The sequence below is a fragment of the Prevotella sp. P5-50 genome (genome assembly GCF_002251295.1).
GTDB lineage: Bacteria > Bacteroidota > Bacteroidia > Bacteroidales > Bacteroidaceae > Prevotella.
On record NZ_NPJA01000013.1, the window covers coordinates 151442 to 169719 of the forward strand.

An 18278-nucleotide genomic window follows, 5' to 3' on the forward strand; every position below is an offset into this window, starting at 1 on the left:
GACGGGGCTTTTGATATGGGGTAAAATGATGTTATTCCTGTTCTGATGCGGCATGCAACACCTCAGAGAGCGTTGGGTGGATGTGTACCATGTCGCGCAACTGAGCGACAGTAGCATTGAGACACATCAGACTGCTTACCTCCTGTATCAGGTCGGCAGCGTGAGCACCATAAGCATGACACCCCACTATGCGGTCGTCAACATCCGACAACAGTTTCAACAGGCCTTCGGCAGCATCCATCGTCAGAGCCTTGCCGTTGGCACGCCAGAATGCTTTGCGACAACGGTAGCCAGGCAATGTGGCTTTACACTGATCTTCCGACAAGCCCACACACGCAGCTTCAGGACTTGTGAAGATGGCAGAAGGCATGATATCGAAACGAATATTGTCCTGATGTCCCGTCAGTCGGTTGACCACATGAATACCTTGCATCTCTGCTGCATGAGCCAACATCTGTTTGCCATTGACATCACCAATAGCATAAACACCGCTGACATTAGTCTCAAAGTGCTCATCTACGCTGATGCCTTTACGCTCGTCGTAGGTGATGCCGGCAACGGCAAGGTCAGCCGACACATTGGGTTTGCGACCTGTGGCAATGAGAATGGCATCAGCATCAATATCTGCGAGCGAGGTGACAATAGTCTTCATGCGGAAGGTGATGCCTTGGCGCTCCAGGTATTTGCGGAGTCGTTTGGCAATATCGCTGTCGAGCATAGGCAGACACTCCTTGAGGTATTCGATGACTGTCACCTCTGTGCCGAAGCGGTTGAACACACTGGCAAACTCCATGCCCACTACACCAGCTCCGATGATACACAAGCGACGAGGCTGTTCCTGACACTGCAAGAGTTTGGTAGAGTCCATCACCTGTGGAAGGTCGATACCTTCTACAGGAATCATCTTGCTACTACTTCCCGTAGCGATGATGATGTGTGGAGCGGTATATTCCGTATCGCCAACCTTAACCGTATGAGGTCCGGTGAACTCACCACGACCGCGTACGAGAGTGATGCCTGGCGAAGCCATGAGTTGTTCCACACCGCTACGCAATGCAGTGACCACCTCCGGCTGTCTGCCCACAGCCTCGTCGAAGGAACGAGCGTGGACATACGTTTTGGTAGGTATGCAACCACGGTTAAGGCAAGTGCCACCCACCTGATCGGCTTCGATGACAACCACCTGCAATCCTCGTTGCGCGGCAAGATGTGCGGCGCGGTAACCACCAGGTCCCGCACCGACGATGATAAGATCAGTTGTTGTCATGAATCATCTGTTTGTAGTTGACAATAGGATGCTTGGCTGCCAATACGTCATCAACTCTTCCGATAGGCGTCTTGAGCGGTGCCGACTTGACCGTATCGGGTTGAGTCTTGGCTTCTTCTGCAATCTGTTGCATCACACTGATGAATCCGTCGATCGTGTCTTTCGACTCACTCTCCGTAGGTTCAATCATCAGTGATTCATGGAAGAGCAATGGGAAATAGATGGTCGGAGCGTGATACCCATAGTCAAGCAACCGCTTTGCCACATCCATTGTTGTCACCCCTGTAGATTTGTCTTTCAGTCCGTCGAACACAAACTCATGTTTGCAGAGTCCGTCGATAGGCAACAGATAGACATCCTTCAGACATTCCTTGATATAGTTGGCATTGAGTGTAGCCAACGGTCCAACCATCTTGATCTGTTGGCGACCCAGTGAGAGGATATAGGCATAAGCCTTCATAACCACTCCGAAATTGCCAGCTTCATAGGGACTGACAAAAGGAAGGAAAGGTTCTAATCCGCTTCTCACTCCGACAGGACCGCTGCCAGGACCGCCACCACCGTGAGGGGTAGAGAATGTCTTGTGCAGATTGATATGCATCACATCAAAGCCCATATCGCCCGGCCGACATGCACCGAGCATAGGGTTGAGGTTAGCGCCATCATAATACATCAGTCCGCCACAGTCGTGGATGAGTTTAGCAATAGCAGGGATATCAGTTTCAAAAAGTCCCAATGTATTGGGATTGGTCATCATCATGGCAGCAATATTGTTGCCTTCCGCTTCTACAATAGCTTTCAGATCATCGAGTGACACACGACCGTCGGCAGTTGATTTCACTTCCACAATCTCCAGTCCGCATACAGCAGCCGAAGCTGGGTTAGTGCCATGTGCCGAGTCAGGTACGATGACTTTGGTACGCGCCATATCACCACGACTTTCATGATACCCTCTGATTACCATCAGTCCAGTCAGTTCACCGTGCGCTCCAGCAAAAGGCTTGAGTGTAAAGTCAGCCAGTCCGGTCAGTGCACAGAGCGCTTTCTTCAGCCGTTGGCATACTTCCTTTGCGCCCCGTGTCGTTTCAGCGGGTTGTAGCGGATGCAAGCGTGTGAACTGTGGCATAGCAGACACTTCCTCATTGATTTTAGGGTTATACTTCATGGTGCATGACCCTAGAGGATAGAATCCGTTATCCACTCCGAAATTGTTGGCCGAGAGATTGGTATAGTGACGTACCACGGTCAGCTCGTCACAGTTCGGCAGTTCGGCAGGATGTTGTCGTTGCATACTTTCCGGCATGTTATAGTTGCCATACTCGTTTCTGGGCAGCGAATAGCCCTTTCTGCCAGGCTTCGACAATTCGAAGATGAGATTTCCGTATAACTTGTTGTTCATAAGGCTTTGCTGTGGATTAGAGGTTGATAAGGCTGACCAGACGGTCAATGTCAGACTTGGTGCGTTGCTCAGTGACGGCAATCATCAGTTGGTCGTCTGCCACTTTCACACCACCGAAGATACCTTCGTCGGAAAGGCATTGGAGCAGTCCGTCGAGGTCATCGTCGTAGCGTACCACAAATTCGTTGAAGAAAGGCTGTTGATAGACAAGTTGGAAACGACCTGTTGCTATCAGTTGGTCACACAGATAGTGGGCGCCGGCATACGACAGCTGTGCAGCTTCGCGCAGTCCCTCCTTGCCCATGAGCGATAGATATATGGTGACGAAGAGCGCCATCAGGCTCTGGTTAGAACAAATGTTTGATGTAGCTTTCTGTCGGCGGATATGCTGTTCGCGTGCCTGCAGCGTGAGCACAAAAGCACGTTGTCCTCTGTTGTCCTGTGTCAGTCCGACGATGCGTCCCGGCATCTTACGCAACAGTTTCTCCGTGCAACACAGATATCCCACGTATGGACCACCAAACTGCATTGGGATGCCCAGCGACTGTGCATCGCCTACTGCGATGTCAGCCCCCCATTCGCCTGGTGTTTTCAGTAGGGCGAGGTCGGCAGCAATGCTATCGATGACAAACAGACCCTTATTGGTATGGATGAGATCGGCAAAACCGCTATAGTCCTCCACAATGCCGAAATAGTTGGGCTGTTGCACGAGAACACCAGCCACACCACCTTCCGCCAACTGTCGTTCCAGATCTTCACGGTCGGTAACACCGTCTCGTGAGACAACAGTTCCGAGCTGGATGCCATGATAGTGTGCATAGGTCTGCATCACCTGCAGCGTCTTGGGATTGACTGTATCGCTCACCAAGAATCGGTTTTGCTTCTTTCCCGATGCCGCCGCCATCATCATGGCTTCAGCGCAGGCAGTCGTGCCGTCATACATGGAAGCATTGGAGATATCCATGCCCGTCAGTTCAGCCATCATCGACTGATATTCGAAGATGTAGTGGAGCGTTCCCTGCGATATCTCCGCCTGATACGGCGTATAACTGGTCAGCAGTTCAGAACGGCTCAACAGATTGGGAATCACCGCCGGTGTATAATGGTCATAGACCCCTGCGCCGCCGAAACACATCATAGGACGGTTCATGGCGCCCAGTTGTTCAAACACCTGGCGCACCTCGGTCTCGCTCATTTCGTCAGGCAGATCATAGTCGCCACGGAAACGGATAGCCTCCGGCACTTCTGCATAGAGGTCATCGAGACTGCTGATACCGACGCGCTGCATCATCTGTTGCAGGTCGTCGTCGGTATGTGGAAAATACTTATAGGACATAGGCATATAGGCTTTTTGCGTGAATCACTGATTGCAGAAAGCCTCGTAAGCCTTGGCATCCATCAGCTGATCCAGTTCTCCGGTATCGCTGAGTTCCACTTTGATAATCCAGTTTTCGAAAGCATCCTGATTGATGAGTTCGGGCTGGTCTTCGAGTGCTTCGTTCACTTCCAGTACAGTACCGCTTACGGGCGACAGCAAATCGCTGGCAGCCTTCACGCTCTCTACCGCACCGAAGTCTTCACCTGCTGTTATCTCATCGTCAACATCGGGCATATCCACATAGACCACATTGCCCAGTGCGTTCTGTGCATAGTCTGTGATACCGATAAAACCGGTGTTACCTTCAACACGTACATACTCGTGTGACTCGCTATAATAGAGTCCTTCAATTACTTTTGCCATAATCGTATAGTTCTTTTTAGTTATTGTATATATTTTCTCATTTCTTGTAATGCTTGTCGTAGAAGCGCTTCTTGACCACAGTTCCAGGGAACACCTTTTTGCGAATCTGCACTTCCAGTTCTGTGCCGAGTGGCGCATACTGGCTGTCGATAAGTGCCATACATACGCTCTTGTCGGTAGAGATGGTATGGTATCCTGTCGTCACAGTACCGATGGGCTGTCCGTCTTTCATCACGGTATAGCCATGACGGGGAATCGCTTTGTCTTGGAGTTCTATACCCACGAGTTTCTGGGCTACACCTTCAGCTTTCTGTTTGGCAAGGGCGTCACGTCCCACAAACTCCTCTTTATCGAGTTTGACAAACATGCCCAGTCCAGCCATGATAGGAGTGATTTCGGCAGACAGTTCATCACCGTAGAGCGGCAGTCCCACTTCGAAGCGCAGGGTGTCACGGCATCCCAGTCCGCAAGGTGTCACGCCGGCAGCCATCAGTTTATCCCAACACTGGTTGATATAATCGGGAGTGGCATATATCTCAAAGCCATCCTCACCGGTATATCCGGTGCGCGACACGATGACGTCGCCCATGGTCTTAAAGGTGTAGAAAGTCAGTTCGCTGCATGGCAGATTGAGTATCTCTTCCATGATGCGCTCCGCTTCCGGCCCCTGCACTGCCAACTGTCCGTAGTAGTCGCTCTGATTGTCGAGTGTCACGTTGAACCCCTCGGCTTGCAACTGGATCCAAGCCCAGTCTTTGTCGATATTGGCAGCATTGATGACCAGGAAAAAGCGGTCGTCCGCCATCTTATATACCAACAGGTCATCGACCACTCCGCCATTCTCATAGCACATCATGCCATAGAGAATTTTGCCGACAGCAAGACCTTCCACATTATTGGTGAAGATATGGTTAACGTAGCGCTCAGCGTCTGTACCGCTGACGAGCACTTCGCCCATGTGGCTCACGTCGAACACACCACAATGTTGACGCACAGCTTGGTGTTCGTCAGTGATGTTGGAATACTGTATGGGCATGTCGAACCCACCAAAGGGCGAAATGAGAGCGCCCAGTGCCACGTGTTTGTCGTAAAGACAGGTGCGTTTGTTGTTCATAGGCTGTTTGAATATTTATATATTGTTGTTATTGGGTTTTTAGTATTTTGCTCAACCTGCCAGTAGGTTGACGAAGTCCTCTTTCTCAAGGTTGTAGATGATGTCGTCTATCCGGTCAGGGAGAATACATCTGATAGACTCTCTGGTAAGCGGAACACCCCGCAGTTTTTTGAGCAGTCCGTTGTCGAGATCGCCGATGAGGAAGTAGTCCCCCATCAGGTTGACATCGTGTATGACATTATGTCGCATATCGATTCTCACCTCAAATTCTCCTACGCCCTCTATCCTCTTGTGCTTCACCACGGTGTAGCGTGGGTTGTTGCCGTAGATGAAATCGTCGGTGAGATATTCCTCTTCGATATGTTCTATCTCTTCAATCTCTTTCTCTCCGAGGCAATAGGTCTCGTCGCAGAAGTGCTTGATGGCAAACTCTCTGAGTTCGTCAACATTGAGAGTGATATGGTTTTTGAGCAAGTCAATGCGCTGGCGTACGCTCTCCACCCCCTTTGAGAGTAGTTTCAATTCTCCCGGTGTGATAGCCCCCACCATGTTGACGATATCTGTGTCGTAGAGCAGGGTGCTATGCAGGATACTCCGGCCCGGTATGCGATAGAATGCGCTGCCCGACAGTTTTCTGTTGCCCAGCATCACATCGTTGCGCCCATTGGCTTTGGCATCGACGCCCAACCGATGGAGCATCGTGACCAGCATGCCCATATACTTGTTGAAGGTGAATCCCACCCCTTCGTCGTCGGTGATATACGACAGCATCAGGTTGTTCATATCGGCATACACACAGCCCCCACCGCTCTTACGGCGGTAGGTCTGTATGTTATGGCGGCGACAGAAATCAAGGTTCACCTCGTTGTCGATCAACTGGTTTCTGCCGAATATCACGGTGGGCTCCACCTGCCAGATAAAGAAGCAGTCGGCAGCCTTCAGGTGTCTGGCCACGTATTCTTCCATAGCCAGATAGAAGGTCAGTCTCCTTGTCTTATTGTCGGGCAGTGCGATGTGCAGCATGTCTTAGCATTCTTAGTTAGTAATCAGAGGCAAATGTAGCAAGAAATTTTGAATACTGCAAATTATTTGCATATTATTTCTTGTCGTAGGCATGCAACGGATAGTCGGTGGTATAGTGGAGACCTCTGCACTCCTTGCGTTCCAACGCCCATCGTGTGATGAGATATCCCACATTGATCATGTTGCGCAGTTCGCAGATGTCCCTACTTGCCTTGACGCGCTTGAAGAGCCGTTCGGTTTCCTCATAGAGCATGTCGAGTCGGTCCCATGCCCGGTGCAGGCGCAGGTCAGAGCGCACGATGCCCACATAGTTGGACATGATCTGCGTCACTTCCTTGACCGATTGCGTGATGAGCACTTTCTCTTCGTTGGTCATAGTGCCCTCGTCGTTCCACTCCGGCACATTGGTATTATAGTCGTATTCGTCGATATGCTGCAGCGAGTGTCTGGCAGCGGCATCGGCATAGACCACCGCCTCGATGAGCGAGTTGCTTGCCAGTCGGTTGCCGCCGTGCAGTCCGGTGCATGAACACTCACCAAGGGCATAGAGCCGTTCAATGCTCGACTGTCCGTTGAGATCTACTTTGATGCCTCCACACATATAGTGTGCTGCAGGGCGCACGGGGATGTAGTCGGTGGTGATGTCGATACCTATCGACAGGCATTTCTGATAGATATTGGGGAAATGGTGGCGCGTCTCTTCTGCGGGCTTATGGGTCACGTCAAGACAGACGTGGTCCAGTCCGTGTATCTTCATCTCCTTGTCTATGGCGCGTGCCACGATGTCACGTGGTGCGAGCGACAGCCTTTCGTCGTATTTCTCCATGAAGGTCTCGCCGTTGGGCAGTTTCAGTATGCCGCCATAGCCTCGCATCGCCTCGGTGATGAGGTAGGCAGGGTGTGTCTCTTTCGGATTATGCAGTACGGTGGGGTGAAACTGCACGAACTCCATATCTGCCACCGTACCTTTGGCGCGATAGACCATGGCGATACCATCGCCAGTGGCTATCACGGGGTTCGACGTGGTGAGATATACCGCTCCGCATCCACCGGTACACATCACGGTGATTTTCGCCAAATAGGTATCTACCTTCTCTGTGTCGGGATTGAGCACGTATGCTCCGTAACACTGGATGTGTGGTGACCGTCGGGTGACGCGCACACCAAGATGATGCTGGGTGATGATCTCCACGGCAAAATGGTGCTCTTTGATATCTATGTTAGGATTGTTGCGCACCGCCTCCATCAGTCCTCGCTGTATCTCCGCACCGGTATCGTCGGCATGGTGGAGAATACGGAATTCAGAGTGGCCTCCCTCGCGGTGCAGGTCAAAGTGCCCGTCTTTCTTGTCGAAATTGACTCCCCAGTTGACGAGTTCTTCAATCTGTGACGGTGCATTACGCACCACTTGTTCCACGGCCTTAGGGTCGGAGATGTAGTCGCCGGCTATCATTGTATCTTCAATGTGCTTTTCAAAGTTATCCACTTTCAGATTAGTGACAGAGGCAACACCACCTTGCGCAAACGAGGTATTGGCCTCGTCGAGCGAACTTTTGCAAATCATACAGACGCGTCCCTTATTGGCACGTGCTATCTTCAGGGCGTAGCTCATACCGGCCACACCTGCACCTATTATGAGATAATCGTACTTATAAACCATAACGTTTCGTTATAATATTGGTGCAAAAATACTAATTTCTTATGGAAAATCGACCATCAAACCATATTATTTTGTAATTTTGCACCCATATTATGAGTAAGATAAAGATTATACTGTTATTATTGTGGGCAGCAGTGGCTGCTTCTGCCCAGGAAACAGAGGAGCCCGATACCTTTCAGGTCGATACCATCGATGTGGCACTGCCATGGCCGCAGAACATCCAGTATCGCCTCGACTCGCTGCTCCGCCACCCTATGTTTGAAACCAGCACTGTGGGTCTGGAGGTCTATGACCTGACAGCCGACTCTATATTATATAAGGTGAACGAGCACCAGATGTTGCGTCCGGCATCGACCATGAAGCTTCTCACCGCCATCACCGCCATCGACAAGTTGGGCGGCTCCTACCAATTTCGCACCCAACTCTATTATACTGGAAAGGTAGAAAACCACACCCTGACGGGCGATCTCTACTGCGTGGGCGGTTTCGATCCCCGTTTCAACATTGACGACATGAATGCCTTCGTGGAGAGTATCCGCCACATGGGCGTAGACACGATCCGCGGCAGCATCGTGGCAGACCGCAGCATGAAGGATGCCGACCTCTTGGGCGAGGGATGGTGTTGGGACGACGACAATCCGCCGCTGTCGCCACTGACCATCGGTCGCAACACGCAGTTTGTCGATCGCTTCATCCGCCAGCTCGTTGACGACGGAGTGGTGCTCGATGTGCGCGTATCCGACGGCACACTGCCCGACAGCGCCTTCCATCTCTGTTCGCGTTTCCACAGCATCGACCAAATACTGTTACGCATGATGAAGCAGAGCGACAATTTCTATGCCGAAGCCATGTTCTACCAGTTGGCAGCCCATCAGGACCACCGCCCTGCGCGCGCCAAGGATGCCGCCGCCATTGTCAAGCGGTTGATTTCCAAGGTAGGACTGGGCCATCGTCCCTACCGCATAGCCGACGGCAGTGGACTATCGCTCTACAACTATCTCTCTGCAGACCTTGAGGTGCGCCTCCTGCGCTATGCCTACCGCAACAGCACGGTCTATCTCCATCTTCTGCCCTCGCTCCCTGTGGCGGGCAGCGATGGCACCTTGCGCAACCGCATGCGCGGCTCGTTTGCCGCCGACAATGTCAAGGCAAAGACCGGAACACTCGAAGGCGTTTCGGCACTGGCTGGCTATTGCACCGCTGCCAACGACCATCGCCTGTGTTTCTCCATCATCAACCAAGGTGTCATGCACACCAGCAACGCACGACGATTCCAAGACCGAGTCTGCAATGCACTTTGTGCACCTTGATGATACACAGCGCGATACATACGCGTACACGAAAGACTGTCGTCGGTAAACGACTATTCACGCTGTTGTTCCTCGGTTAGTTGATGAAAGAGAGCGGTGAATCAACAGCACCGCTTTCAGATACAGTTATTTTAGTTTTCAAAAAATTTCGACCACTCGACCACCACGTCAACCTAACACGCAGTGGTTTAGAACTTTAAGTGGTGGTCGAATCCTTAAATTTCGACCACACTTCGACCACCGCTTCGACCACACTTCAACAGCTCTTCAACCACGCGGATTGCCATCTATCAGCATCATAAATCTCTGAACAAGCATATATATCTATGTCAAAGTGGGGTATTTGAGTTTGTCAGCGTTTTTTCAAACCTTGATAATATTTTTGTCAAACGTTAGACAATACCATTGTCAAACGTTAGATAACACCATTGTCAACCGTTGGATAACACCATTGTCAAACGTTGGATAACACCTTTTTCGAACATTGAAAACACCTTTATCAAACGTTGAAAATACCTTTATCAAACATTGGACAGGACCTCTATTAAACGTTATTTCCAAATACCGATCAGTTTTATTTCTGAATGACAATTGTTATTTTTATGGATAGATATGAGCATCGCAGATATGCTTACGCCATTCTGTGGTCGAAGTGTGGTCGTAATCCCATGATTTAGGTTTTCGACCACACCATAAGACACTAACAGATAGAACATTGCAAATATCCGTGGTCGTGTGGTCGAAATTTCTTGAAAACTAAAATAACTGTACGCGAAAGCGGAGTTGCCATTCGCCCTCACCTCGACAGACTGACTTTAAGCGACAGTCCGAAATCGTGGGTAGTGGTTGGATAGCTTGCTGATGACAGCAAGGGGGTGTTGGTCTGCCGATCGTAGTAGGCGCTGAGGGTGAGCAGGCGCGACAAAGTATAGTCTGCCACAAAAGACAGGCGGAGGGCGGTATTGCCGCTGTTGGCGGCACTCGTAGCGGTAGCAATATCGCGAGAGAGGGATGCCTGACGACGCAACGAGAGGTCGAGACGCAACGAGAGGTCGTGGTTGACACCTGTCTTGACACTCTTCTGACTGTCGGGCTGTTGGCGCTGGCTGCGCTGGGCGCGGCTCACCCTACGATTGCCGGCGGTGCCGAAGAGGTTGAAGTCGCTGATGGTATATGCCATGCCCAGCACCCAGTCGTTGGAACGGCTCTCGTTGATCTGCACACTCGTAGTGGATAGGCTGACAATGCGCGTGGTGCGGTATTCGAGTTTCACACTGAGGTCGTTGTGCAGCGACACGTCGATGCCGAGCAATGGCGAGAAAGCTTCGTTCAGACTGACAGTCGGCACACTATAGTCGGCAAGAGTGGCAGCATTGGTGGCGGAGTAGCTGCCTACGGCATAGATGCTCCGATAGGCGTGTGACAGCGTGATGCTCTTGAAATGGTCTGCCACCCATGACAGCGCAGAGAGCCCCGTATAGCGTACGGTCCAATTGGGCAGCATCGATGCCAGCGAGGGGAAGAAGCTGCCACTACCTCCACTGCTGGTATAGGCGGAGAGGAAGGCGGGTATCATGACGGTGGCATGATAGGCATCGGGCACACTACCGTAGGCCGCGGCGGCTCGCTGCCGATAGCCTTCGAGCGACCGACAGAAGCGGCTGAACGAAGCGGAGCGGTATCCGCCTGTGGCACTGCCCGTGGATTCCAGTGCCGACTTGAGCGACAGGGTGGTCATAGAGAATGATCCGCTCAGCGTGGTGGGCATGCCGGAATACATATATTGTATGGTACGCGCACGTGTGTGCGTGCGACTGGCATGGAGGTCGATGCGCAACCCGCGCAGGGGTTCCAGCACGGCGCGCAACTGCAAGTCGGTGGTGTGGTTGGCAGTGGCTGGCGATGCGATGCTGTCTGCTGTGAGCAGCCATCCGCGGTCGAGGGCTCGACTGACATAGGCATCATCTACCGTGCCGAAGGCGAAGGCGAGACCAGGTGCCATCAGGTGACCGCCTCGCTGTCCGAAAACATCACCTATGGTGGGAAGGAAGCCGGGCACCGACAGCGAGTAGTCGTCTCGATAAGTGAGACTGGCGGAGCGCACCATCATGAGTACCTGGGTGGCTGACTGCAGGGAGCGATACCACCACTGGCGGTCTAAGGGTGGGCGCTCGGCTACCGACAGCAGGATAGTGGCGGTGTCGCGAGAGTCGATGCGCAACTGGCGGCGGTCAAGCAGCTTATAGCGCAGGGGGTAGGTGCGCCCGTCGCGAGTGCGTGCGGTGACGGTGAGGCGACGCGTGGCCTTGTCGTGGGTCACTATGGTAACGGTGTCTGCCGACAGTCTGACTTCGCGTTGCCACGTACCTTGGTTTTTGGGCAGGATGCGCTCTTCTCTGCTCTTCGGCTGCGGCCTCTTTGCCGCAGTTCTGCCACGCACTGTCGGCTGTCTGCCGACAGTCTGCCATTTGGCACGCTGCTGATTGAGGCGGCGCAGAAAGGGCACGTGGTTATAGAGGGTCTCCATATTGAATGTGGCAGAGAGGCTGACCTGCCGGTTGGTGGTGATGGTATGTCCCAGACTGGTACCGTCGTCGAGTTCTGTGCCGCGCAGCCAACTATAGTGGGCGTCGTACTTGGCAGTGCCGGTCACCCAGTCGAAGACGGGCAACAGGCTGAGTGGCCACTGCAGGGTAGCTGAGAAGCGCTGCTGATAGTCGAGCGGTTCGCCAAAGCGGCGGATGCTCTGCCATACCGAGTCTTTCCATGCCTGATACTGTTCGGGATAGAGGTCTTTGTTGACGGGGGTGTAGGGTTCTTCTATCTGTGCGTGGGTGGCAGACTGGAAATCGAGGTGGAGGCGCTGGGTGAGATCCCAGCGTACGGCAAACTCGCGATTCCACAGAAACTGCTGACTGAAGGTTAGGGGTAGCTGTTGGCCGCCTATGCTCTCCATGTCGCGCTCTTGCAGTTCGTAGTAGTTGCGCAGCATCTCGGTATTGAACGAGATGCTCTGCGGTAGCCAGTTCACTCCTAACTGTCTGGGATATTGCGCCCATTGGGAGCGGCCCTTGATCTTACGGAACGGTACCCAGGGCTTCACCACGGGTTCATAGACATAGTTGAAAGCACCACGCCACTGATCTTCCTTCTCATAGACCGTGGTCTCGCCACTGGTCTGGCGGTGGGAGTGGCTGTAGGAGAACGAGAAATTGGCAGGGTCGTAGGGCATGGGGGCTTTTCTTGAACGGATGCCGACACGCACATTAGACAGCGACAGATTGGTATTGGTGGTGCGGGTGACGGCGATACGCTCGATGGAATCGCGCTCCTGCTTGTTGGCTGCGGCATCGAGTGCCTCGTCGAGGGTCAGGTCAGTATCGAGCGGATTGTATTTCGGACGGGTTTCCTCTTTCGTCACCGAATAGTATAGCGGTGCCGACACCTTGGCTTTGTCGGGGAAGAAGCGTCCCAGTTCGATACTGGCGGTGACTGAATAGGTCTTGTAATCGTCAGTGGAGCGCTGTAGCACGCTCTCTTCGAGTCCGCCAAATCCGCTGGTCATCATCCTTCCACTGACATTGACCGTCCCCACATCGGAGAGTTGCATATTCATGGCACCACTCACAGCCCAGCCTCCATTGTCGTTGAAGTCGCGCAGACGGAGCTCATTGACCCACACCTCTCCCGACTTTTGCGTGCCCGACTTGTTGCGCACACCGATCATCAGCGTTCTGACCTCACCGAGCGACGGATTGCCGAGGATGCTTACCGTGCAACCGGTATGGCTGGCATCGGGCTCTGAGTAGATTTGCGTGAACACAGCCCCACCCTGTGCCCTTGACTTGTTGCGCTGTCGCTTGAGACGGGTAAAGGCGGAGAGGTTGACATCAAGCATATTAGCCTCTGGCCACACAGCCCTGCGATCGTCGATGCTGTATTTGTTGTAGTCGTTGCGATCGGGGGTCAGCGTCAGCGGTATCTCGTACTCATAATAGTTGTTTTTATAATCGCTACCCAACCGCACGAATACTGCCAAATCGCCATGTTGCAAGTCTGTGGCATCATCGATGAGGTGGTTGGCATGGACAAACATCTGCAGATTTCTATAACGGCGCAGGTCGAGCATGGTGTTCTTATAGACCGCCTTCGACTCGGCGGGTGCGAGATTACGCACCACGAGGTTCATCGCCTGCTCGTTGTCTTCCACGAGTTGCGGTTGGGAGGGGTCGGTAACACGACTGATGCCTGGCGGCAAGACATAGTTGACGGGACGCTTGTCGTTGTTTTCCTCAATATTCACCGCACTGACCTCGATGGTTCCTGTAGTCGCGCCATTGGTCAGGGGTTGCTGATAGATGCGCCATTCGCCACGCACCAAATCGAGGGAGCCGAAGCGCAACACCACCGGGCGGCGAAACTGGGTGAGAAACATGCGCATGAAGCGGATGCTGGTGAAGTCGTTGATATTGCCCACCCGCTGGTCATACTGGCTGAGGGGAATGCGAAACTGATACCACCGGACGGTTTCACTCGTTCCGTTGCGCAGCGGCACCGTTGTCTCGCGAATGTCGGTGATATGGTTATATCCCAGGCGCATATCCTCTGGGCGTATGCTGACACGATACTGGTAATAGCGTTCGTATTCGTTGAGCGTATAGTCCTGATTGATATCCTCCACATCGGGCGTGGTCTTATAGCTGGTATCATAGCCTTCGGTCTGACTGTCGGAATCGGGCGAATTGCCTTGCGGCATGTTGATTCGCTTATAGCGTTCAAGGATGGAGGTCTTGCGCTCATCGTAATCGCGACCACGGTAATAGTGGTAGTTGTCGTTTGCGGGATCGGCATGGATGGCGGCACGCACACTGTCATTGACCTGCACACCTTCTAAGAAGCGGACATACGCTGGTTGGGAGCGTTCCTCTTCATCAGTCAGTCCGTTGAGTCCCACATCTTGTTTGAGGCGTGCTCCGGCTGTTGTGGCAAAGGCGTAGGTCTCTGTAGGCTGCTGGGGCACCTTACCCCATGCTGTACGGATGAACGATCCCTGTCCGTCAACAGGCATATTGCTCTCCGAGAATTTCTTGCCGTCGCGCAAGACGTCCTCACTCACCTCACCAAGATTGATGTAGAGGTCGCCACCGTAATCAGCAGCACCGCCATCGCGGTCGGCATAGATAAAGGGGTCGAGCAACCAAAATTCCACATATTCAATATTGGCGGTTTCGAAATCATTGGTATCCAGGCGGCGCATCATGCCTCCCCATCGCTGTTGCGGATTGCGCAAGTGTCCATCGGCGGTGAGGTCGGTAGTGAGGTTGTAGGCTCCGCGCTCTTCGGGATAATAAGCCAAATCGAGGATGGGCAGCGTGGCTGTCACACCACTGTAAGTGCTCTGCTGACGGTTGGGATAGAGTTCGCTAACATAGACTGATCTCACATAGTGGTTAGACAACTGCTGGAGGTCGCTCTTGATATGGCTGGGGGTGAGCGACGACGAGCGATAGGTGAAGATAGGATCGATATTATACCATGCCAGCAAGGCACGGTTGAAACCACTTGTCACTGAGTCGCGGTCGGCATGTTCGGGAAACATGCTCGGCACGCTCGACATCACCCATGCCTTGGGGTCGCTGACGTCAATGCCGTTTTTGGCATTCTCGAAATCATCAATATACGAGGCATGGCTCTGCGTGCCGCCTGCCTGACCTGCCAAGAGTTGGGCGAACTCGCCAGTAAAAGAGAGTTGTGAGGGTTTTGTGCAATGGAGGAAGGGCAGACGGTTGAGCATATTGGTGAGCCATTGACTCTCCTGTCGCCAGTTGATGTTGAGTCCCCACAACATGTTGCGCAGCGGTTCGCTACCCATAGTCACCTTCGAGGTCAGCGGTTGCTCGGTCAGATACTGTAATGTGCCGCCCAACTGCAATGCCTTACTGACGTCATACTGCCAGTTGAGTCCTAACATGGTTTTGCGCTGCATACCATAGTCGGTATCGCTCTCCAGCGATACATTGACATTGGTGCCGGCATCGATAATGCTCTGATTGAGAATGGTCACCTCACCCACAGCATAGTCAACACTATAGTCTGATCCTTCAGTCAGTACCACACCGCCGGCAGTCACCACCACCGACCCTTGCGGCACATTATAAGCACCGAGCGAGATGACATTGGCTGACGTTCCCCGATACTGACCGACAAGCATATACTTATTCTTCTCTGCCATCTGCCGTGCTGCCGTTCGGGTGGTGTCATAGAGTTCGGCAAACACATAGCGTTCAGCCTCATCGGCACTGACACCATGAGAGGTGAGATAGCGGCGCAAGGTCTGGCCGAAGGGTTCGACTGCTGGCAGGAATACACGGCCGTCGCCGACGGTGTAGTCCTCAACATAATCGAAATAACCATTACTATTGGGGCGATTGTTGTTGTCAAGACGGTCGCATCCCAATACCCGCAACAGGGGAGTATCTTTAACCTGCTGCACGGGGATGTAGTTGAGCCATACACCAGTAGTATCGCTTTGATACTTGATATCGAGACGAAACTTAGTACGCTCCACCTGAGATGCCAGATAATACACATTCTTCATCATCAACCGCCAGTTGGGCTGCATCGGATGGTTGCTGGTATTCTTCAGCGATTTAACGAATATCGCTTCTGAAGTATTGGTGTGGTCGGATGCGAATTCACCCACTTGGTAAACCCGACCGCCTGAGGTATATTCGAAAGCTACGGCAAGCACCTGATCGGGTTGTAAGGTAGTATGGAGCGATATATAGCCAAGGGCACTGTTGACTGTATATTCAGAACTATTGAGCAGACGGGCGGAAGAGAGTTTCTCGTAATCGCTACCGCCCGTAAACTGAGGCACTCCATCAAGCACCGTCGTCGTTTGTTCCGACTGACGTGCTGCGACATAGTCGGTGGTCATGGCTTGATATTCGCCATTGGCGGTATTGGCAGGAACAGAAGAAACGGTTCCGCCACTACCCCAGCGCGTCGAACGACTCTCACCAAGATCGGCAAGGGCTATGATATTGCGAGTATTGGCGGTAGTCCCCGTCTTGTTGGTCACCCACACCTCCACTCTTGTAATCTGGATGCCTGTAGTGAGATTGGGCAACTGTTGCATGGCGGCATCATAGCGTTCACGAAAATACTGGGCAAGGAAGAAGTGACGATTCTCTTCATAATCTGCCACATTGATTTCAAAAGGTGTCAGCTGTACGCCTCCCTTTGATGAGACACTGGTGGTTGATGATTTCTTCTGCGAAAAGACGGTCTGCAGTTTCAACCGTCCAAACTGCATATCAGTACGTACGCCGAAGAGGCTCGATGCACCCTTGATCAGTGAGTTTTGCGAAGGGAAGGTGATATTGCCTGCCTCAATGAGTTTGATGATCTCATCTTCCTTTCCCTCATAACGCAACTTGATATTCTTGGTATCGAAGTCGAAAGTGGCATCGGTGTTGTAGTTGAGGTTCATATTCAACTTATCACCTACCTTTCCCGTCACATTGAGATTTATCTTCTCGTCAAAGTCTATGGATTTTGTTCGGCGATTGCGTACTGGCAACGACGGATTGTCGATATTCTTGATATTGCCACCCAGTTTCAGTTCTGCCGTTCCCATCATCTTGATGCGCACACCACCGGGACCAAATATCTTGTCGGCTGGACCGAGATCAAAATGCATGTCGGCAAAATCAAACTTGTTCTTCCCCTTGGTTGCCACATTTTCGGCATTCTTCTGGCGAAAGAAGGTGCCCATCCTTCGTTTGAGCGACCACTGTCCATACTCATCAGGGGACATCAGCAGGGGAGTAGTCAGATAGCGCCCTCCCATCTTCTGACCTACAACATAAGTATTGGCGGTGTCGTCATAGTCCACCTGGAGCGCAATATTACGCGGCATGCGAAGGTCAAGGGGGATGGTGTCGAGGTCGGCAACAGACCTGGGGGCGGTGCGCTGCGGAGTCCATCGGGGCTTTACCACACTATCGGCCACGCTGTCGGCAACAACGGGCAACGGCACCGTCGGTACTTCCAACGGTGCCTGCTTGTGCTGTTGAGCCATGGCAAAAGCACCAATGCTCAGCATCACCATGGCGATATGACCTACCCTAAACGCCAATCGCTTCTTGTTTTGTTTATTTGATTTGTTTTAATGCCAGTTTCACAACCTGCTCCACTGGCGCATCGGGCTGATCCTTCAATATCTGCACCACGACTTTCTGCGTAGGAGCAGGCGAGAATCCCAACATAGTAAGGGCTGCCACTGCTTCGTCTCTGACAGCAGTATCAACAGCGACAGCTACCGATCCGCCAGCAGGCAGTTCTTCGGCAATGCCCAAGGCTACTATCTTATCTTTCAGATCAACAATGATACGTTGGGCAGTTTTCAGTCCGATACCCTTGATGCTCTTGATAAGTCGCTCATCACCGGTGGAGATCGCAGCACACAATTCTGCCACACTCATCGATGACAGCACCATTCGGGCTGTATTTGCCCCCACACCGCTAACAGTAATAAGCAGTTGAAACATCTCGCGCTCCTTCTTACCTGAAAATCCATAGAGCACATAAGCATCTTCGCGGATAGCCTCATAGACATAGAGTTTCACGGTGTTCTTTCCCTGTATCGCACTATACGTGGTGAGCGATATGCTCATGGCATAGCCCACACCGGCAGCCTCAACAGTGGCTGAGGCAGGACTGAGCTCTGCCAGTTCGCCTTTAATATAATCTATCATAA

Annotated in this window: 10 protein-coding genes; 1 reads left to right on the forward strand and 9 read right to left on the reverse strand. The window is 52.4% G+C overall.

Going from position 1 to position 18278, the window contains the following annotated elements; genetic code table 11:
* Positions 1–31: 31 nt before the first annotated feature.
* From CIK88_RS02375 to nadB, 7 genes are all read right to left on the reverse strand, one after another.
* A complete protein-coding gene (locus CIK88_RS02375; protein WP_094434287.1) occupies positions 32–1267 on the reverse strand; it encodes an NAD(P)/FAD-dependent oxidoreductase in 1236 nt (411 codons plus the stop codon).
* Entirely contained in the window at positions 1254–2666 is a 1413-nt protein-coding gene (gene gcvPB / locus CIK88_RS02380; RefSeq protein ID WP_094434289.1) for an aminomethyl-transferring glycine dehydrogenase subunit GcvPB, read from the reverse strand. The genes CIK88_RS02375 and gcvPB overlap by 14 nt, the downstream gene beginning before the upstream one ends.
* Before the next feature lie 16 nt (positions 2667–2682).
* Positions 2683–4002 (reverse strand): aminomethyl-transferring glycine dehydrogenase subunit GcvPA, encoded by a 1320-nt coding sequence (gene gcvPA / locus CIK88_RS02385; RefSeq protein ID WP_094434335.1) that lies wholly within the window; start codon positions 4000–4002, stop codon positions 2683–2685.
* 24 nt (positions 4003–4026) lie between these two features.
* The gene (gene gcvH / locus CIK88_RS02390; RefSeq protein WP_094391379.1) at positions 4027–4407 is read right to left on the reverse strand and encodes a glycine cleavage system protein GcvH; all 381 of its coding nucleotides are present in this window, start codon (positions 4405–4407) and stop codon (positions 4027–4029) included.
* A 37-nt stretch (positions 4408–4444) separates the two neighbouring features.
* A complete protein-coding gene (gcvT, locus tag CIK88_RS02395; RefSeq protein WP_094391380.1) occupies positions 4445–5521 on the reverse strand; it encodes a glycine cleavage system aminomethyltransferase GcvT in 1077 nt (358 codons plus the stop codon).
* A 51-nt stretch (positions 5522–5572) separates the two neighbouring features.
* Positions 5573–6544 (reverse strand): lipoate protein ligase C-terminal domain-containing protein, encoded by a 972-nt coding sequence (locus CIK88_RS02400; protein WP_094434291.1) that lies wholly within the window; start codon positions 6542–6544, stop codon positions 5573–5575.
* A 73-nt stretch (positions 6545–6617) separates the two neighbouring features.
* Positions 6618–8204 (reverse strand): L-aspartate oxidase, encoded by a 1587-nt coding sequence (gene nadB / locus CIK88_RS02405; protein ID WP_094391382.1) that lies wholly within the window; start codon positions 8202–8204, stop codon positions 6618–6620.
* A gap of 92 nt (positions 8205–8296) precedes the next feature.
* Here nadB and dacB point away from each other — a divergent pair, with 92 nt between their 5' ends.
* Positions 8297–9514 carry a D-alanyl-D-alanine carboxypeptidase/D-alanyl-D-alanine-endopeptidase gene (dacB, locus tag CIK88_RS02410; RefSeq protein ID WP_094434292.1) on the forward strand — a complete coding sequence of 406 codons (1218 nt, stop codon included), beginning with the start codon at positions 8297–8299 and terminating at the stop codon, positions 9512–9514.
* Positions 9515–10310: 796 nt separating this feature from the next.
* Here the strand turns inward: dacB and sprA are convergent.
* Together sprA and ruvA are read right to left on the reverse strand one after the other, a co-directional pair.
* Positions 10311–17624, reverse strand: a complete 7314-nt coding sequence (gene sprA, locus CIK88_RS02415; protein ID WP_371591478.1) for a cell surface protein SprA — start codon at positions 17622–17624, stop codon at positions 10311–10313.
* A gap of 49 nt (positions 17625–17673) precedes the next feature.
* Positions 17674–18276: a Holliday junction branch migration protein RuvA gene (gene ruvA, locus CIK88_RS02420; RefSeq protein ID WP_094434296.1), complete on the reverse strand. Its 603-nt coding sequence runs from the start codon at positions 18274–18276 to the stop codon at positions 17674–17676.
* Positions 18277–18278: the final 2 nt, after the last annotated feature.